The organism is Devosia sp. XK-2 (assembly GCF_037113415.1).
In the GTDB taxonomy this organism is placed as follows: Bacteria; Pseudomonadota; Alphaproteobacteria; order Rhizobiales; family Devosiaceae; genus Devosia.
Genome location: NZ_CP146608.1, coordinates 392,501 through 410,558, shown reverse-complemented (window position 1 = coordinate 410,558; position 18,058 = coordinate 392,501). Strand labels below are relative to the sequence as shown.

The 18,058-nt window shown below is 57.2% G+C and carries 17 protein-coding genes and 1 tRNA gene; 5 read left to right on the top strand and 13 right to left on the bottom strand.

What is annotated here, in order from left to right:
• Positions 1-4 precede the first annotated feature (4 nt).
• From V8Z65_RS01930 to V8Z65_RS01905, 6 genes are all read right to left on the bottom strand, one after another.
• Entirely contained in the window at positions 5-1,321 is a 1,317-nt protein-coding gene (locus tag V8Z65_RS01930) for an N-acetyl sugar amidotransferase (protein WP_338722169.1), read from the bottom strand.
• A 144-nt stretch (positions 1,322-1,465) separates the two neighbouring features.
• Entirely contained in the window at positions 1,466-2,737 is a 1,272-nt protein-coding gene (locus tag V8Z65_RS01925) for a hypothetical protein (protein WP_338722167.1), read from the bottom strand.
• On the bottom strand, positions 2,734-4,494 hold the full coding sequence (asnB, locus tag V8Z65_RS01920) for an asparagine synthase (glutamine-hydrolyzing) (RefSeq protein WP_338722165.1): 1,761 nt from the start codon (positions 4,492-4,494) through the stop codon (positions 2,734-2,736). The genes V8Z65_RS01925 and asnB overlap by 4 nt, the downstream gene beginning before the upstream one ends.
• Before the next feature lie 2 nt (positions 4,495-4,496).
• On the bottom strand, positions 4,497-5,054 hold the full coding sequence (locus tag V8Z65_RS01915; protein ID WP_338722163.1) for a sugar transferase: 558 nt from the start codon (positions 5,052-5,054) through the stop codon (positions 4,497-4,499).
• Between the two features lie 7 nt (positions 5,055-5,061).
• Positions 5,062-6,534 carry a lipid II flippase MurJ gene (locus V8Z65_RS01910; RefSeq protein WP_338722161.1) on the bottom strand — a complete coding sequence of 491 codons (1,473 nt, stop codon included), beginning with the start codon at positions 6,532-6,534 and terminating at the stop codon, positions 5,062-5,064.
• A complete protein-coding gene (locus V8Z65_RS01905) occupies positions 6,531-6,902 on the bottom strand; it encodes a hypothetical protein (protein ID WP_338722160.1) in 372 nt (123 codons plus the stop codon). Before V8Z65_RS01905 ends, V8Z65_RS01910 begins: the two co-directional genes overlap by 4 nt.
• Positions 6,903-6,923: 21 nt before the next feature.
• Between V8Z65_RS01905 and V8Z65_RS01900 the strand changes: the two genes are divergently transcribed.
• Positions 6,924-7,358, top strand: coding sequence for a hypothetical protein (locus V8Z65_RS01900; RefSeq protein ID WP_338722159.1), 435 nt, complete (start codon positions 6,924-6,926; stop codon positions 7,356-7,358).
• A 62-nt stretch (positions 7,359-7,420) separates the two neighbouring features.
• On the opposite strand, the gene V8Z65_RS01895 is transcribed toward V8Z65_RS01900, so the two are convergent.
• Positions 7,421-9,328 carry a nucleoside-diphosphate sugar epimerase/dehydratase gene (locus tag V8Z65_RS01895; RefSeq protein ID WP_338722158.1) on the bottom strand — a complete coding sequence of 636 codons (1,908 nt, stop codon included), beginning with the start codon at positions 9,326-9,328 and terminating at the stop codon, positions 7,421-7,423.
• 249 nt (positions 9,329-9,577) lie between these two features.
• Between V8Z65_RS01895 and V8Z65_RS01890 the strand changes: the two genes are divergently transcribed.
• Entirely contained in the window at positions 9,578-10,732 is a 1,155-nt protein-coding gene (locus V8Z65_RS01890; RefSeq protein WP_338722156.1) for a hypothetical protein, read from the top strand.
• Entirely contained in the window at positions 10,732-11,307 is a 576-nt protein-coding gene (locus V8Z65_RS01885; RefSeq protein WP_338722155.1) for a hypothetical protein, read from the top strand. Before V8Z65_RS01890 ends, V8Z65_RS01885 begins: the two co-directional genes overlap by 1 nt.
• Before the next feature lie 169 nt (positions 11,308-11,476).
• Here V8Z65_RS01885 and V8Z65_RS01880 read toward each other — a convergent pair whose 3' ends face one another.
• The 4 genes from V8Z65_RS01880 to V8Z65_RS01865 form a co-directional block, all read right to left on the bottom strand.
• Complete coding sequence (locus V8Z65_RS01880) at positions 11,477-12,565, bottom strand: acyltransferase (protein ID WP_338722154.1); 1,089 nt, start codon at positions 12,563-12,565, stop codon at positions 11,477-11,479.
• Between the two features lie 477 nt (positions 12,566-13,042).
• A tRNA-Arg gene (locus V8Z65_RS01875) sits at positions 13,043-13,119 on the bottom strand.
• 91 nt (positions 13,120-13,210) lie between these two features.
• Positions 13,211-14,083, bottom strand: coding sequence for a site-specific integrase (locus tag V8Z65_RS01870; protein ID WP_338722153.1), 873 nt, complete (start codon positions 14,081-14,083; stop codon positions 13,211-13,213).
• 293 nt (positions 14,084-14,376) lie between these two features.
• Positions 14,377-14,922, bottom strand: a complete 546-nt coding sequence (locus V8Z65_RS01865) for a recombinase family protein (RefSeq protein WP_338722151.1) — start codon at positions 14,920-14,922, stop codon at positions 14,377-14,379.
• Positions 14,923-15,106: 184 nt separating this feature from the next.
• On the opposite strand from V8Z65_RS01865, the gene V8Z65_RS01860 reads away from it, so the two are divergent.
• Together V8Z65_RS01860 and V8Z65_RS01855 are read left to right on the top strand one after the other, a co-directional pair.
• Complete coding sequence (locus tag V8Z65_RS01860; RefSeq protein WP_338722150.1) at positions 15,107-15,712, top strand: hypothetical protein; 606 nt, start codon at positions 15,107-15,109, stop codon at positions 15,710-15,712.
• Between the two features lie 197 nt (positions 15,713-15,909).
• Entirely contained in the window at positions 15,910-16,107 is a 198-nt protein-coding gene (locus V8Z65_RS01855; RefSeq protein WP_338722149.1) for a DUF3768 domain-containing protein, read from the top strand.
• A gap of 2 nt (positions 16,108-16,109) precedes the next feature.
• On the opposite strand, the gene V8Z65_RS01850 is transcribed toward V8Z65_RS01855, so the two are convergent.
• Both V8Z65_RS01850 and V8Z65_RS01845 read right to left on the bottom strand, forming a co-directional pair.
• The gene (locus V8Z65_RS01850) at positions 16,110-16,370 is read right to left on the bottom strand and encodes a helix-turn-helix transcriptional regulator (RefSeq protein ID WP_338723930.1); all 261 of its coding nucleotides are present in this window, start codon (positions 16,368-16,370) and stop codon (positions 16,110-16,112) included.
• 685 nt (positions 16,371-17,055) lie between these two features.
• A complete protein-coding gene (locus tag V8Z65_RS01845) occupies positions 17,056-17,961 on the bottom strand; it encodes an ABC transporter substrate-binding protein (RefSeq protein WP_338722148.1) in 906 nt (301 codons plus the stop codon).
• Positions 17,962-18,058: the final 97 nt, after the last annotated feature.

Here is an 18,058-nt window from a genome sequence, read left to right as displayed (position 1 = left end):
AGCACTAGTCCTGCCACACAGCATGACGCAACTGCCACTTGCCATCCTGCCATTTCCAGAGGTGCGGCGAACGGAACGTGTCGCCCAGCTTGTCGAAATATTCCCGATCCATGATCGGCTGCTCGAACTTCTTGCTGGCCTCAGGGAATTCCTTTTCTGGAATGCTGAGATAGCGGAAGATTTCTTCGGCAAAACGAGACGGGAACTCATGGTCGAAGCGCTTGACCAGAGCAACACCCTCATCGCGGTCGATGTCGCCAGAACGGATTTCCTGCGCCGCGTCATAGCTGGCGCGACCGAGACCGAACTTGGCACCTGTCGTGTAATAGTGGAAGTCATCGATGCGGTCGTCGATGCTGTTATACTTGCTATAGGTGCCCGGTGTGCGTTCCGGCGAGGCCTCGAAACCACCGTGCTCAACGGCATAGTAGTAGGCACTCTGTGGGTGCCACTTGAGGTAGTAGCCCAGATAGTGGACCTCGACACCCAGATCATCGATCTGTTCCGGATTAGCCGGCAGGTAGGGCAGCAGATCCTGATGCTCGACGCCAAACTCTTCCTTTAACTCAGGCACAGACACGCCCCCCAAATAGACCTGGGACTGATCCTTGGCGGTGAAATAGGACCAATCGCGCTTGGCTGAATCGGTGTCGCCGATCGGGTTACCGTATTCGGCTTCGTTCTCGCCGTAGAAGACCAGCGGGATCTTGTGCAGCAGCGCCATCTTTGGAGCGAGTGCCTTCTGGCCGAACATGAAGGCCTGGAAGGGGTGGAACAGCAGGTCCACCGCCAAGCGAGTCAGCAGGCGATGTACACGACCGTTCGGAGTCATCAGGAGGTTATCATGACCGGCATGTATCCAACTCTGGAAATTGCGCCAACCCCATTCGGTGTAGATGTGCGGCGCCCATGTCACGGTGAGCGGATGCATGCCGTACTTGGTGCGAAGGATATGGGAGGCATAGAAGCTGTCCTTACCGCCCGAACCTGGCACGATGCAGTCATAGCTACCGTCGGTGCTGCGGTGGCGGTCGCAGAGGTCACGAAGCTGTTTGTCGCGCTCGACCCAGTCAATTGCCCCCTGTTTGCGCTCGGCGAAACGGCAGGCGTCACAGATACCCTCTTCGTCGAAATGGATGGTCTTCTTCACGGACGCCTTTGTGTGGCTGTATTCCACCGCCGAATTGGGTCGCTGGTTGGAAATGACACACCGCTTGCAGAATTTGACCTCCTGCGGCAGGCCATATTTGGTGGGCAGATCCGTTGCGTCCGTCGCGAATTGCGACTTGTCGATGCTGGCAGGGTAACTAACGAAGGTCATCAGGTCGTTCCTCTTTCGGGGCCTCAATCGGGGCCCCAAGCTTTTTGGATGTTGATTTCTGGTGGAGTTCAACCACAGCTTCGGCGGGCCAGCGGCAGCCTACATGATTGCGAAAAACTGACATACGTTAACCGCCCGCTCATATCAATTGGTTCGGCGGGCATGTAAACGGGTGCCGCCATGGGGGACCTCGGCAAGCAAAGATTTGATCTGGTCGGCGACCGCTCGGCAGGCCAAGCCGTCGCCAGGAGGGGGCGCGTCTCCGCCGGAGGCCAGTGCCGCCCGCAAGATCTCTCGCAGATCGTCGAGCGCATTGACGCCTCTGGAAATCCCCATGCGTGAATAGGGGGCGTCGTTCGTGAACACGGACATGTCGACGGACACGACAGGTGTCCCGGCCAAATGGGCCTCGAGTCCGACTGTCGATGCTATGACCACAACCGCATCAACGGCATTGACCAATGCATGGAGGTTTTCCGCGCGCGTGCTCTGGACGACGTTTGCCTGAGGTACGAATTTCACGTTCTCGCTTGGATGATATCGAACAACCAGATGCCAGCCAGGTTCCGTCGCCACGATCTTCCTCAATTCTGCCTCAACGCGTCGTGGCAATGTCGGATCGCCTGCAGTACCCGTGAAAGGGTGGCGATCGGGCTCGACATTGGAGGCCCAGAGAATGACTTTGTCGTCGTCGCCGAAGCCACGCTCGGCTCGCAGAGCTCTGCCTGCGGCTTGCGTGTGCGGCGCAGAAAGAGTGTCGAAGGCCGGGTTCCCCGTAATCACCACAGTTTCCGGGTCGCAGCCATTGGCCACGAAGAAGTCGGCGATCTGCTGGTTGAGGACGCAAATCCGCGATGCATAGCCTGGCTGGGCAATCCACTTGATCTCTTGGATAGCAAAGAGGTCGACTAAACAGAGGGCGGGGATGTCAAGATTACGTGCTGCGATGAAAAGTGCTTTTTCAGCGCGGGGGGAATTGGTGGCGACGACCAGCCTTGGCTTGAGCTGTGTAAGCAGCTTTTCCATCGTCTGCACCGGGAGAAACCCTTGCCGCCCATGTCTGGCGTAGTGTGCCCGCGCCTCTGTTTCGCCCCACAAGGCGACTTGATCGCGGAAATTGAGTCCGTGATAGGCGACGCTCTCAGGATATGGCACAGGTGAGCCGGGCACTTCCGGTCCCGCGAATTCGCGACCCCAGGCCTGCACGGCGGCGCTATCTGCGCCTTCAAGCTCGGCAAATCCAAAGTAATCGAGCCCGTGGCGTTCGAGGTCGGCCTGGGCCGTGGTGAGGCCGAGGAAACCAACTGAAATATTCTCATGTGCTAGGGCCTGAGCTACAGGGCGCAGCATGGTTACATGCCCGCCACCATAGGACGCGAACAGCACGTCGATCTGGCCCTCTGGCAGCTTTCTCATGCGCTAAAGGCCTTGGCCCAATGCTCGATGGCGATCAGGGCGCGGATTTCGCGCGTGTTGTTCTGCGACCCTTGGATATGGTTCTCCAGCAGCACTGATACTTCGTCTGTGAACAGACCGGTGCGGCGCCCGAAGGACTGGCCACCCAGCATTTGCCGACAGTACTCACGCAGCTCGTTACGGAACCAGCCACCCACCGGCACAGTAAACATCTGCTTTTCGCGATAGGCAAGGTTGTGCCCGATCATCGGCGATACGGCCTTCTTCAGGACATATTTGGTCACGCCGTCGCGCAGCTTCATGTTGCCAGGCATACGGAAGGCCAGTTCCATCATGCGATAATCCAGGAAGGGCGTGCGCGCCTCAAGCGAAACCGCCATACCCATGCGATCTGGTTTAACTAGGTTGTTGCCAGAGAGAAGCAGCTCCATGTCGATGTAGAGCGCCTGGTTGACGCGGTCCCAATGTGGAACGCGATCGAAGAGCTCGGACACGAGAGCAAAGGAGTTCTGCCCTTCCCCGTCGGCGTTTTCAAGAAGCCGTGCCTTCTGTTCATCCTGGAACAGGCTGATGTTGCGATAGTAGGCAGCGCGGAATGCGGCCTCATCAAGCCCTTCGACAGCTGGCGTAAAGAAGTTCTTGTACTTATCGTAGCCGGCGAACAATTCGTCACCACCGTCTCCGGTCAGCACCATCTTCACGTGCTTGGCGGCCATTTCCGAAACCTTGAAAGTCGGCAAGAAGGATACGTCACCATGCGGTTGGTCGCAATGATAGGTGGCCATAGGCCAGAGATCGAGCATGTTCGGCGCAACTCTCTGCGAAGTGTGCTCGGTGCCAAACATGTCCGCCGCTTCCTGAGCAAAAGCGGTTTCGTCGTAGCGCGGATCGTCAAATCCGATGGAGAAGGTCTTCACCGGGCTGGCCATGTGCCGGGACATTAGTCCGACGACGGTGGATGAATCCACCCCGCCGGAGAGGAAGGCACCGAAGGGCACATCGGCGCGTAACCTGATGCGCACCGCGTCCTCCAGCGTAGCATTGATCTCTTCGATCCAGGCCGCCTCGCTCTGCTCCACCGGCTCCAATGATGCCAAGTCCCACCAACGGAACTGCTGAGTTCCGGCGCGGTCGATCTTCAACCAGTGGCCTGGCAACACATGCCGGACCCCGCTGAACATGGTGAAAGGACGCGGCACGTAGTTGTAGGTTAGGAAGTGATACAGTGCCTCCTCGTCCATCTGCAGGCTGCCGGTGGCAGGAAGAATGGCCTTGATTTCTGAGCCGAACACCGCTCGGCCGCCATCATCAAAAATGTAAAGCGGCTTTACGCCAATGCGGTCGCGAATGAGATAGACGCTCTGCGTGCGCCGGTCGAATATAGCAATCGCGAACATGCCGTTGAGGCGCGGCACGAAGTCGATACCGTCGCGTTCATAAAGGCGCAACAGCACTTCGGTATCCGAGTGGGTGCGGCAGGCAAAGCGCGTGCCTTTTAGTTCCGCAGCCAGTTCGACGTGGTTGAATATCTCGCCGTTCTGTACGACGACGATATTGCCGTCGTCGGAGATAAACGGTTGGCTTCCCCCGTCAACATCAATGATAGACAGGCGCTGATTGCCCAGGGCGATGCCGGGTTCCGCAAAGACACCTTGCCCGTCCGGGCCGCGATGCTGGATTGAGCTGGCCATGGCCGCAAGGGTCTGCTCGGACAGCCCCCGTCCCTGCCGGTCAAAATAGCCGAATATGCCGCACATCGCTAATTGCCACCTTTTGTCAAAACCTGACGGATCGTCAGCGCCAGTATTTTCATGTCGAGGAGAAAGCTTGCTTGATCAACATATTCCAGATCGAGGCGCTTCCGTTCTTCGCGTGTCGCGGTGGATCGCATGGTCGCTTGGGCCAGACCGGTAATGCCGGGACGAACGCGATTGCGCTTTTCAAACTCTTCAGCGCTATAAAGAGAGCGCTGCTCAGGCACATCGGGACGGGGTCCCACGACGCTCATGTCGCCACGCAGAACATTGAAAAGCTGGGGTAGTTCATCAAGGCTGGTGCGGCGGATAAATCTTCCAATTGGCGTAATGCGAGAGTCGTTGTCCGCGGTCGTGTAGCCGCCAATCTTGTCCGCATTCTGCACCATCGAGCGGAACTTCAGCATGCCGAATGCGCGCCCACCCAGGCCTGTGCGAACCTGCCGGTAGAAGACCGGGCCGCTATCGTGGGCCTTGATCAGAAGGGCAATTACCAACCAGACCGGCGAACTGACGATCAGGACAGACGCAGCGCTCAGGATATCAAAGCCTCGTTTCAGCATGGCAGTCCTATAGGGTCCTCTTTCGCAGAGGATTGCCGTCAGATGCCACCACGGCCACGAGCATCGCGGCCAAGGCTAGGCTCGCGCCGACAATAGCAGAATCCGTTCCGGTGACGCTGGCAAGTATTGCACAAAAGGCAGTCGCAGCTACAGCGGCGAGCGCTGGGCGGAAGAGGCCTCTCCAGGCCCCATACCAGCCGGCAAAGACCGGCTGCTGAGCCGTCAGCACCAGCGCAATCGCATACACGAAGTGGAAAACCGGTAGTGCCGCCATGACCAAGCGCGCGTCCGCGTTCCATAGGCCGGGCAAAGCGGCCAGCGGAACGACACACACACTAACAAGGGTCACCTTGAACAGCCGGCCAGTTTGCCCCCGTGCATTGAGAAGCGTCGTAGCCATCGAACTGACCGCGATGAATGGCAAGGTCAGGAAGCCCAAGCGGGCCAAGTCGCTGATCAGGGCCAGATCAGAGAGACCGATGCGTCCCCGGCCAAAAACCAGTTCGACCAGCGGGTAGGAGAACCAGATACCGGGGATGGTGATGCAAAGTGCCAGAAGCAGTGCGCGCTGTACGCCACTCTCATAAATGCGCAATTGCTCGGGTCCATCATTGGCACCGAAGGCCCTGCTCAATGCCGGGAAAGCCACGGTGCTGATCGTTGTGATGGCTATGCCAAGGGGGAGCTCCACCAGCTTGGTAGCGAAGTTGAAGGCAGCAATGTTGCCTTCGCCATTCAGCGATATGAGGGCCCTTAGGATGACTGGGATAAACAGAACAATTGTGGCAGCGCCAAGAGCCTGGATGAAGCGAAATGCCAGTCGGTGGTAGTCGGTGTCACGATCGGGGGCGGCAGCCCAGTTTGTATGCGGCAGGGCCGCGATCACTTGGCTGATGTAACGCAGAGAGGCCGCAAGGGCCAGTCCGATGGCGAGGACGAGCAAGGATTGCGACCCCGAGGGTACCAAAAAGAGCACCAGGATGATGGTCAAATTGAAGACTAAGGTCCCGGTGCCCGCAACAAAAAAACGATGCTGCGAATTGAGAAGTGCCGAAGTGACGCCTGTGAGGCCCGCCAACGGAATGGCTATGGCCGCTATGGCATAAGGCAGCGCGTAGGCACTCGGCGGCGTGCCGGCATAGCCGGGAGCAAAGGCCAAGAGCAGCAACGCAGGAAAGAACGCAAGCACGATCCCGATCGTCCCGAAGAGGGCCAGCACCAGAAGGCTTATTACCCCGAAGACACGTGCTCGTCCGCATGCATCGAGACGGGCGAATTCAGGAACGAGCGCTGCGCTAAGTCCGCCGGCCAGCAGGAGATTGACGAGCAAGTCCGGGGTGGTCAACATGACAATCGCGAAGTCGCCTTCGCGAGACAGGCCAAATGTGGCACCCAATTGAATCTCGCGCACGAAACCAGACAACCGCCCCAAGAGCAGCGTCAGGCTTAGCACCACGCTTGCGGAGACGAGGCTCTTCACGACGCCCGGCCACCCGCCGATTTATCGCGCACGATACCTGCGACGCGCAAGGCCACTTCGTGATGGATGGCCCGAAGCTCGTCTGGCGAGGACTGCCCGAATGCGCGATAGGCGTCCTGCAGCTTGGCCACTTCGGACGCAAAATCCATCTCGGCTTCGAGGTCTTGAACCGTAAGTCGGTTCCGGTGGAATGTGCGTGAGAGAATTGCCCCTGTCGATCCGAGGCGCACGTGTTCGGCAACAAGCATTTCGGCAGGCAGGAGCCCTTCGCCGGACCGCGCCAGACCGCCAACGCCCAAGGCAAGACCAGCGCCGGTGACCGCACCTGCAAGTTGGTCGACGAGGCCATCCGCAAGAGGTTCGAACATGAACGTGCGTCCTAGATCCAGATGCAGGTCATTGAGGCCGATATGGACCTCATGCACACCCTGGACGCGAACGATATCGGCGACATTGGTGGCCGCCCCGGCGGTTTCAAGAAGCAGGCAGATCCGGACCCTGCCGTCAACAAGGGCGCAGAACTGCTCAACCTCCTGTGCCGAACGGAACATAGGAAGCATCAGAACATCTGCCCCAAGATCGATCGCGCGCTCGACCTCGTCACGGCTAGCGACGTTCAGAGGGTTGAGGCGGACCATCAAATTCTTGTTGGGAATGGCTCTGCGAATCCGTGCAACATCATCAAATGTGTGGCGGCTGATTACGGTGGACAGGTGTCCCTGCCTCTCGACCTTGCCGAGCAATTCGAGATCGACCATCACCCGCTCAACCCCGCGGTCGGACACGTATGCAGCCAATTCGGGCACATTAGTGATGAAAATTAATCGCATATCGACGTCTTCCTCAGACGAGGGGGAGCCCGCTATCGCAGGGCTGCTCCGGCACACTATCCCGCAGTCGCCTTGCCTGGGCGTCCGGCGTCGTTGACATCCGACTCGACGACTAGGCCAAACAGAATGCTGCGTGCCAGCGACTCGTCTGCGGCGTGCAGAGCCGAGCGTAACACGTCAAGCTTACGCCGCATTTGCAGATCGTCCAGAGCCGCCGCAGCCCGGAGGATTTTGGGGTGCCTGGTCCGCTCGGCCGCCGCATCGTCGTAGAACAGCTCCTCATAGAGCTTCTCTCCGGGCCGCTTGCCAACCGCCACGATCTCGATGTCACCATGCGGATTTTCGGCATTCCTCACAGACAAGCCAGCCAATCGGACCATGTTTTCCGCCAAGTCCGAAATCAGCATAGGCTCACCCATGTCTAGCAGGAACACATCGCCGCCCCTCGAGAGCGCACCAGCCTGAACGATCAGTTCAGCGGCCTCCTTGATAGACATGAAATAACGCGTCATGGCCGGATCGGTCAGCGTGATGGGTCCCCCGTGAGCGATCTGCTCCTTAAACAAGGGCACAACGGAACCGTTCGACCCCAAGACATTGCCAAAGCGCACGGCGCAGAATTTCTGCCCGGTGTTCGCCACCGCAGCTTCGACGGCCTTCTCGCGCACAATGAGCTCGGCCCAGCGTTTGGTGGCGCCCATCACGTTAGTCGGGCGAACGGCCTTGTCGGTCGAAATGAGTACGAAGTTCTTCACCCCGAGAGCAAACGCCACGTCTACCACTGTCTTGGTGCCGAAAACGTTGTTCTCGATACCCTCAAGTGCATTGGCCTCGACCAGAGGAACATGCTTGTGTGCGGCCGCATGGAAGACCGCGTCCACCGCGTAGTGTCCCATCGTGCGACGAACCAGCGCTTCATCTGTGACAGAACCAAGGACCGGCACGACAACCGCGTCCCCGCTCCCGGCTAGCTCACGGTCAATCTTGTAGAGCGCAAACTCATTGGCCTCGAACAAGACCAAGCGCTGTGGTCGCCATTGTGAGATCTTCCTGCAAAGCTCAGACCCGATCGAACCTCCAGCCCCGGTTACCATGATGGTTTTACCGGCGACCATTTGTCGAATAAGGTCAAGGTCAGGCGGTACCGTGGAACGCCCCAAGAGGTCATCGATTTCGATCTCACGCACTTGGCTGACGAGATATTTTCCCCTTACCAGGTCCGAAATGTCGGGTAGCGACTGGACCTTCACGCCGTAACGGGACACATCCGCAACGACGGCCTTCCGACGGTCTGCGGAAATTGATGGCATGGACAATATGATCTGCTGGACAGCGTAATTGTCCAGTAGTGCTGGGAGGGCACTGGGCGGATGTACCCGAACGTTCGCGACTTCGCGTCGATGCAGTGCAGGATCGTCGTCAACGAACGCGACCACGTCGTGCGTAATCTTCAGGGATTGAGCCAACTGCGTTCCGGCGGCGCCTGCGCCATAGATGACGACCGATGGACGCTGAACAAGAACGTCTCGACCCAGGTGTGAAATCAACCACTTGGCCATAAACCGGCTGCCGATCAGCAGCATGCAAGCAATCGCGAAGAAGATGATCGGAACAGATCGTGGCAACCAGCCGCGCCACAACAGCTGTGCCATAAAGGCCACGAGCACCCAAGCCATCACAGACAGGGCGGTAGCTTGGAAGATCGTCCACATGGCCCGTTCTGGAAGGTAGCGCACAACCGGACGGTAGAGACCCAAGCCCGCAAAGATAGGGATCGCCACGACTGGCGCGGAGATGATGGCGAACCATTCATCCGCGGTTCCGGGCAGGCCAAATGTGTCGAGCCGGATCGCCAAGCTGGCCCAGGCTGCAAGGACAAGAATAAATGTATCAGTGGTAACGAGGACGACACGTTTCCATCGCCGGGGAATGCTGAGGATGCGGGCCGCGAGTTCACGTATCATGAGTGACAGATCACCGGTCTGGACAGTCGATGAGGTCGCCTGTCATGATTGGCAACTTTGGTCAATAGGTGACCTGTGAGGCCGTCTGGATTTGCGACGAATGTCCCTCAGGAGCAACTCCAAGCTTCGTTCTCCCCTGACGCTCGCCAAGTGCCGCAGCAATTGGCTTGGTATTGTCAGCCGCTTCAACCTCACGGAGTTCTTTGCCGCCACAGCGGCGCCAACGGCAGTGCACGGTGGCAACACCGAATGATCAGCGGCACGTTGGCTGCGCAGACTCGATTGCATCACGACCGTGTAGGCGCTAACAGGGCCACACAACCGATCAGCGGCGGCCCCATGAAGATTGAACGACTCGGCCTTGTGGCCATCTGTGCAACTTTGTCGCTCTTGCTGACGGTATTAGTCGGGTGGAAAACGTTCTCGCTCAATTCTCAGGCATGGCACATGTGGCAGTCGGCTGGGCACGATCCCCTTGGGGCGCTGCTCAGTGGACACCCGCATGGACTTCGCTACCTGGTCTACTACCCGATATTCGCTGTGGCCGAGTTCACAAACTCCCCCCCCGACCTTGTATTCAGTTGTGCATGCGTCCTAGTTCTGCTCTTCATGAGCATGCTTGTCGCACGCATTAGTATCGACGTATGGGGCCCAAAGGGTTACGTGTGGCGCCGAGACACCGTGGTCTTCTGCATGTTCGCAATGTCCATGTTGATGAACGGACGCCTGCTGTTGGCTTTCTATGGCTATTTGCTGATAATTTTCGCTGGAGCCGACTGGTTCACGCGGAGAGAATGGAAGTCCGTCCACACCATCTCGGTAATACTCGGATGTCTTCTGGCGGGGGTAAGTTCCGGCACACTACTGGCCGCAATGGCGCTTTCAGCAGGTATCATCTTGGTCGCCTTGTTGATGGAGGCCAAACTTCTCAAGAACAACCCAATTGCAGCCGTTTCTATTGCCCTCACCCTGGCGATGTTTGTTGGCTATGCTTTAATTGGGCTTGGCAAGAACCTTGCATTTTATGGCGGCGATGAAGCTGCGGTTATCCGCATGCTCGACCATGGGGCAGGTGGTGACATTGCCAAGTCCTTTGGGCTGGGTACGCTGGTGGAACAAGATGACGTCCCTGCCTCCGGAGGGATGTTGGGATCGGCTCTTCAATACTGGTGGATTGGAGTTGTCGTAGCAGCGGTGGTTGCTCGAGGCTATGGCTGGCGACCCGTTCACATGATGCGGACATCATCGCCTGCGCAAAACCTCGTCCATCTGTCCATCGGATTTGCAATGATTGGCGGCTTATTCGGGTATTCTGTCCTTGTGATGGGGGTTTTGCCATTCTTGATGTTTGGGTCTAACCGCATCAGGCCGCTGATTTCGAGAATAGCTGTTTCAAACTCGTAATGTTTTATTCCCGCATTTTGGCCACGGTGGCGGTACTTTCTGTTTTCGCATGCGACGCACCTCCGCCTGAGGGCTTCGTTGAATACGGTAGATATTACGCGGCAGAAGCTGGAGAAACCGCCGTTCTTTTGCGGCAGCTTAACAGTGCCGGCAACTACGTAGATTGGCTGCAATGGGGATATGATGCTGAGCCTCCGCCGGCCCCCGGATGGATGGTGACCGAGAATCTCCAAACTTATGGGGTTCCAATAGATGCAACGGCGGTACGGCTTCACCTCAAGGCAAAGGCCAAGTCAGTAACTTGGGCTACAGGAGACTCTCTTGGCGATATCCAAGTGAAAGTTAGGCCGCATGGTGATGGGCGTGACAAGAACGAGGTTATCCATGCCTATACGGTCAAGGCGGACGGCCTTCCTGGGCCTAACAATGGAACGCTTACAACAGAGGATCTAAATCATGTCTCTGTGGACGTTCCCATCGGGGCTGACGGTCGCCTTGAAATATACCGAGAAATTACGATAGCAGGGTATGCTCAGATTGAGCTAGTTGTCTATATTTCTGGATATTGGAAATAGGGCCTAAGGTGAATCAGCCACTGCCATTCTATATAGGCCGCAATCGTTTCGCCCCATCCAACTGCTCACGACCCTTCAATGAATATGCCCTCCGCCGGCAATTCGGACCTGAATTTTCCAAGTACGTTCGCTTGGCAGGGATTCCTGCTTGAAAAACCTAACGAAGTCCTTAGTCAGAGGTGCTCCGAAGCGGACCTGCCGAAGAGCGTGGCGAGGGGAGCTCGCCCCGCAGGTAGTTGCGGGCGGGCACCTCTAGGAAGCGGAAGAGCAGGTATGCAAAGGTCGTCGCGAGACCGGCGTAGAGGAGCGGCTGCACGTACTCATTACCCAGTTTGGGCGCGAGCCAACTACTGCCCTTATACGCGAACCAATGGGTCAGATATAGGGCATAGCTGATATTGCCGAGCATCACCCCGCTCTTTGTCGCCCAGGAAGGTACCCGGGCCGAATAGGCCGTCAGGACTGCGCCGGCAGTCAATGTGGTTAGCACCAAGTAGGCTGCAGGGTTGCGGTAAACGTCTACCGGGATAGCCAAAGAAAATCCCGCGATTGCTGCAAGGGCCATAATGGAAAGCCAAAAATAGCCTCCAGACCGCGCACGGAGGGGCTTTAGAAAGATTATGATCCCGATCGCGAAAAAGGGCGCAAATACCAGCGGGTTGACATATCGAAACCAAAAGGTGGCTCCGTCATCCCCGGCAATCAGCAAGATGGCGGATTGCTGGCCAATTACGAGCAGAGCCGTTGCCACAAGGAGTGCCCGAAGGCTGACGTTCATTGCCATCAGCGCCAAGACCGGAAACACAAGGTAAAACACAGCCTCGATACCGAGTGACCAAGCCGCAACTACGCCGGAGGTGAATCCAGGCATCTGAAGGCCCATCAGCGTGGAAGCCGTCAGAAAAGTGTGCGCCAACATTTCGCCGCTCACTGAGGCTCCGGACAGAAGCATCCCATAAGCGGGAGCTAGGATCGCCACAAAGGCCAGCAGAGGCAGAATTCTCGCCGCTCTTTTGCGGTAAAACGCCACAAGCTGCGGAAATGTAATTGAGCTCTCGAAGTGTTCGGCATGGGCTATCATCATAGTGAGTGCCGACAACGTAAAGAATACATAGACCAGAAACGCTCCTGCGCTTTCTATCGCTATGCCGTGTTCCCAATCCAAATAGTGATAGGCGGCCACGCCCACAGCACACAGGCCTCGAACCAGGTGCAGCGCAGGGTTGAACGCTGGCTGGTGCGATTGATTGATGGTCATCTCGGCTATTCCTGCTGGCGGCGTGGCGACATTGGAGTGCAGCTGACAATGGCGTCAAGAGCTGCTCGCAACAAGCGCATACTTCGGGCCGCAGCCCCAAGCGCCTGTCATTCTCACAAGGACAGGACACCGCCTTGATCAAGCACCGCGGATACGCGGCGCATTGCCTGACCGGCGGACCGAATTGGACTGCAAATGGCGGTCCCGATCTTCACATGGCATTTGGAGTCGGCTGGGCGCGCTGTCTGTTTGGGTTTCGTCGCGCGCAAGCATGCATCGATCGGATTTTCGGCTACGAACAGTTCAGCATACAGCAAGGCCTCCTTACCTCAGCTGATGCGCCGCATTCGTTCATCAACTGTGAAGGGAGCTCGAACTCACTCGAGCAGCGAGAGTCTTGATCCTATTGTCAGGTTGCCGGCTCAAAGATTGGCTTGTCCCAAGCTTAATTCTTAACATCGATAACTTGGGAGAAATTGGCGCACCCGACAGGATTCGAACCTGTGGCCTTCGCCTTCGGAGGGCGACGCTCTATCCAGCTGAGCTACGGGTGCATAGTCGGCCTTTGGCTTCCGACGCGACGGAACCTAACCAATGGCAAGTGTTCGTGCAACGTCGAAATATCCCGCCATCACAGGTACACACCTATTTGGTGTCTCTTAGCGCTCTGAGTCTCGCCACACTATCGGAAACTCTGGGATGCCTGTATCTGAGAAGGCTTTTGGTATCGACGTGGCCGGAGAAGTCCATCACCTGCTCACTTGTCCAGCCCGCATCGAAACACCTCGAAATTGCCTCGTGGCGGAAGTCGTGCCAACGCAGTGAGGCGACGGAAGCTAGTTCGGGCCGCCCCAGGCGAATTGCTTCCTTGGCGGCCCGGCTCCGGGCATTTTCGAACGCTTTTTTGAGCAGATTTCCCGTTATTGGGAATATCCTGTCCGTGCTTCCACGATCGGACAATTGTTCCACTAGACGTTGCGCCTCCGTCGATAACAGGATGTAACGACCACGGCCGTTTTTGGCGTCAGCAAGCCAGATGGTGCCTCCATTTGCGTCAAAGTCTCGCCATTCAAGCCTTAGGCACTCGCTCCTACGACAGCCAGTTTCTAGCGAGAATTTCGCGACAATAGGAACGAGCGGTTCCTTGGAGCGATCAAGCTGGTCGAAGAGCAGCACTTCTTCATCCAAACTTATCCTCCTAATGCGCTCATCAATGGCTCGTGGCGGCTTCACGAACGATAGCGGCGAATGCTGCAGACTTTGCCTCCTCGCCGCAGTTGAAAAAATCGGTTTCAATAGTGCAAGGTCGCGCCGGACTGTATTTGGCTTTACGACTTCCAGCCGCTCCGAGATCCAGTCGTCAAACATGTCTTCGGTCGCATCTTTGAGCCTGGTGCCGCACAATGCTGGAAAATCACGTTTGAAGGCCAGCAGACGAAGTCGCTCTGTGGCCTCCCCCTTCACCCGTCTGCGACCCATGGTGATCCGCAAGAGCGCATCATCAATAACATCACCCACCGTTGCGGAATTTAGCCCTACGGCAGACGCTGGGGCCCTTATTGAGTGCGGCAAAATCGAAGCCACGCAGCGTTTGGCCTCGTCCAAAAACTTAAATGATCTCTCACAGAGGGGCACGTTCTTTAGTCGAATGCGAACTCTATAAGAAGTTACCCGTCCGTCGGAAGCAAGCCTAGCATAAATGTAGGGACATTCTGGAACTTTTTCCATAGACATGTATTTGCACCAACAAAAAAATCTACAACTATTGTATCTGATAAAATTTCAGCAATGACCCTTGGTCTGGATACGATTCACAGTTCGCCCAAAATTCGATAGACTTGCATCCGTGAACAACCGAGTTGGGTAGCTATCTGAGAGGGTCCGATACCTTCTCTGTAAAGGGATTGAACCTGCGTCCTATCAATGCGCCGCTTGCCACCCTTGTAGACACCCTCTCGCTTTGCCCGGACGATCCCCTCGCGCTGCCGTTCCTTGATGAAGCGGCGCTCCATCTGGGCCACCATGCCGAGAACTGTGATAACGAGGTGCCCCATCTCACCGTGGGTGGATACATGCGGGTCTAGCACTGTGACGCTGGCACCCTTCTGCTCGCATTCGTGGACGACGTTCAGGACGTCTCTTGTGTCACGGCCCAGACGGTCCAGTCGGGTGACCACCAACTCATCTCCAGATCGCAGAAATTGGATGATCGTCTCCAGTTCGTCCCTTCCTACCCTAGAAGCTCCGGACACTTTTTCTGCTCGGACGATCTCGCAACCCTCAGCCTGCAGTTTCGCGATTTGAAGTTCCGCATCCTGGTCCGATGTGCTGACGCGGACATAGCCAATTCGAGCCATTTTTAGCCTCCTTTGAGGCCAAAATTTTCGCACAGTCGCAATAGTCGACGTCAAGTCCGCTTGAGCAGATATTGTTTAGATACAACGGCTTATGAAAGGCCAGGACTTGACAATAGGAATAATTTCCGTATAGTGTTCAGGCTGCCTCGCCGTCGCCGACCGCATCAATTGAAGGACAGATTCAATGGCAGCAGCACGCAAAATGGCCCATGACACGACGGGCAATTCCGCAGCAGTGATTGTCTTCGGGCGACACGGCCAAAAGGCTCGTGGCTCATGGTTTGCACCAGATATGGCGTCAGCCGCGAAGTCTGCGGCAGAACTTATGGGGATAAACAGCCTTACTGTCGCCAATGACGATCTACGCCAATTGGCCACAAAGCTCCCCGAAGGGCGGATGTTCGAAAGTGGCAAAGCGTTTGTGCCATTCGTGAAGGGCACTTTGGTGGATGCTCTTGCGACCCATCTACCTCGCGGGGAACAGCTGAAAATCCGGTTGGTCGGCAGCGCCAGCGAACCTGCCAAAACCGGAGGTGACGAACCGACCAAAGGGAAGGCAGAGCAAGAACAGCCGCACCTTCCCAAAGATTGGTCCGACATCAAAGTGGGCAGCTTGGTTCTGGCCAGCGAAAGCGACGATGATGGCTGGTGGCCCTGCATCGTCACGGAAGCATATCCCAAAGAGCTACGGCTCAAGTGGCAGACCTTTGAGGGGTATCCGCCGTTCACGCGGGCTTATGAACAAGTGGCCTTGTTCTGGGCACCCCCCTCCTCAACCGCAGCTGCATAGGACTAAGGGGCCGATCGTCTGATCGGCCCTTTTCTTTTGGGAGTGTTTTCATGACTGAAACTCAATCAGCAAGCCGTACGGAAGCGATCCGGGCGCTCAATGACCGCCTCCGCATCAGAGGCGAAGGCGGCAAAACGGTGCTTAGCCGAGGCGTGGCAGCTCTACCCCCAGATGAACTGGTCTCCGTATAGCGTGGCGTGGCTGCGTTTTCCGCATTCGAACCATCCAACGATCCGTGTGGCGAACATGACTGCGCGATCTTCGATGCCGGGTTTCACCGCGTGCTTTGGAAGGTCGACTACTACGACCTCGATCTCCGATACCTCAGCCAGGACCCAGCTGATCCGGAACTCACCCGGCGCGTTCTCACCATCATGCTGGCGGAGGAGTACTGATGTTACTTTGCTTTGCGTCCCGGAGTCAGCGGCCGCGGGGCATCTTCTCCTTCATCCGGCATACGCAAGAACTCAGATACATCAACGCCAAGCGCGGAAGCGAGCTTGTCTAGCAAGTTCACACTGGCGCTGAATGTCGCTCGCTCGATATCACTGATGTACGTGCGATCAACGTCTGCGTCCACGGCAAGCGATTCCTGGCTCAAGCCAGCTCGACCGCGGATGCGGCGCAGATTCCAAGCTATTCGGGCGCGACCTTGCATAGGCCGCAAGCCATCAACTTGAAGCAAAACAAACCATCGGATATATCCGACACAATATCGATTGAAGAGAGCGGGCGCTCACGAAGGAAACGTGTGCATCAGTTCGTGACGTGGTTTGCCCTAACGCTGGTTGCGCACCCTTGCTCTCTTGGCTCGAGGCGAGAACCCAGGTTGCACGCCGACCGTACGGCAAACAACCTTGACACTTTCAGATAGTCGACCCCATTCTACTAAAACATGGGAACACCGAACTGCTCATTCGCATAGTTGGATTAGTCATACTGGTATTCGGCCTGCTGGCCTTCGTCGGGACAATCGCAGGCACTCACCCTGACCCATTTGTCAAATGGTCATCTGCCGTCCTGTCGACCGTAATTATTGTGGTGGGATGGAAGCTACTTCGCCGGAAAAAGGCCTCAGAGTCGATTGGCCAAAAGCCTGTAGCGGCAATGGCCGAAGGCCTACCAGTGTCTGATATGCTCGTGGCGCCTGCTACCAGCGAAACCTCAGTAATCTCAACAGAGTCGCCCACCCCACTAAGTTCTACGGGCAAAGAAGCAATGCCCGCGAGGCTGGTGCTGGCAAGCGACCTAAGAGAGCTGAAAATGCGCAATTGCGCCTTCGAAGACCCGCTCCAGCACCCATTTAAAGTAAGTTCCGAAGCGGGCCTGAAGGCACCTGCGCCTTACCGGTCGGCCGGGTCCATGCCATCCCTGACGCCAAGCTCGTCCAGCACGGCGTCGAGGGGGGCGAAATCCACCCATTGCGCCAATTCAAGCGGGGTCTGGCCGGCAAAATCCCCGGTCTGATAGACCCAGTCTGCCGTATAGGCCAATTCGGCCGCGCTCATGCCCCCATTGACACTCCAGCTTTGCGCGAAGGACTGCGCCAGAGCTCGCAGCATTTCCGGATCGGCATCAGGAAGGGCGTCGGACATGGCGCGAACCCAAATTTCGGGATCGGCGGCAATGTCCCGGCTGAGACCTATCAGCGCGCGGATGACTGCTTTGACGTCCTCCGGCCTGTCCTCCAGGACTGCGACGGGAACCGCATTCACTTTGTTCACGACAGGTGCTTTTTCATAATAGGCGTCGGCATCGACGAGCACTTGGAGACTGCTCGTGTCGTCGAGCGCGCTCCAGGTGCCGATGGACATGGTGGTGGCGTCAATTTGCCCGGCCAGCAGCGCCTGTGCACGGACACTGGGCTGGCCCAGCGTAACCAAATTTGTTCCCTCGATATCGACGTCGAACGCCGCCAGGACGGCCGACGATAATGAATGGTCGAGGCTTCCCAGGCGGCCCACGCCGAACGATGCGCCAGCCAGGTCCTCCACCGTCGCGATGCCCTTTCGGCCCACGATCATGAATGGCAGCGACTTGTTCGGTGACATCACGGCGCGGAAGTCACTGGCGCCATTGGCGATGACCTGAAGCAGCGCATCCACGCCAATATTGGCCATGTCGGCCTCTCCCGACTGCAGCGCTGCCAGGGCCGATGGCGTCTGTTGGACACGCACCAATTCGACTTCCACCCCTTCCCGCTCGAAATATCCAAGCTGTGCTGCCAGATCCATCACAGAATTGGGCACCAAAGGGGCCTCGAGGTGCGTCACCACGAGACGAAACGGCCGCCTGGATTGGGCCAGGACTGCATTCGACAACCCCATCGCCAAGACCGCGAGAAGT

Coding starts and splice junctions, on each gene's coding strand:
- V8Z65_RS01930 (WP_338722169.1), bottom strand. CDS start 1,321: ATGACCTTCGTTAGTTACCCTGCCAGCATCGACAAGTCGCAATTCGCG.
- V8Z65_RS01860 (WP_338722150.1), top strand. CDS start 15,107: ATGGCAGCAGCACGCAAAATGGCCCATGACACGACGGGCAATTCCGCA.
- V8Z65_RS01900 (WP_338722159.1), top strand. CDS start 6,924: ATGCAGGTCATTGAGGCCGATATGGACCTCATGCACACCCTGGACGCG.
- V8Z65_RS01865 (WP_338722151.1), bottom strand. CDS start 14,922: ATGGCTCGAATTGGCTATGTCCGCGTCAGCACATCGGACCAGGATGCG.
- V8Z65_RS01895 (WP_338722158.1), bottom strand. CDS start 9,328: ATGATACGTGAACTCGCGGCCCGCATCCTCAGCATTCCCCGGCGATGG.
- V8Z65_RS01850 (WP_338723930.1), bottom strand. CDS start 16,370: ATGCAAGGTCGCGCCCGAATAGCTTGGAATCTGCGCCGCATCCGCGGT.
- asnB (WP_338722165.1), bottom strand. CDS start 4,494: ATGTGCGGCATATTCGGCTATTTTGACCGGCAGGGACGGGGGCTGTCC.
- V8Z65_RS01915 (WP_338722163.1), bottom strand. CDS start 5,054: ATGCTGAAACGAGGCTTTGATATCCTGAGCGCTGCGTCTGTCCTGATC.
- V8Z65_RS01925 (WP_338722167.1), bottom strand. CDS start 2,737: ATGAGAAAGCTGCCAGAGGGCCAGATCGACGTGCTGTTCGCGTCCTAT.
- V8Z65_RS01885 (WP_338722155.1), top strand. CDS start 10,732: ATGTTTTATTCCCGCATTTTGGCCACGGTGGCGGTACTTTCTGTTTTC.
- V8Z65_RS01890 (WP_338722156.1), top strand. CDS start 9,578: ATGATCAGCGGCACGTTGGCTGCGCAGACTCGATTGCATCACGACCGT.
- V8Z65_RS01880 (WP_338722154.1), bottom strand. CDS start 12,565: ATGACCATCAATCAATCGCACCAGCCAGCGTTCAACCCTGCGCTGCAC.
- V8Z65_RS01905 (WP_338722160.1), bottom strand. CDS start 6,902: ATGTTCGAACCTCTTGCGGATGGCCTCGTCGACCAACTTGCAGGTGCG.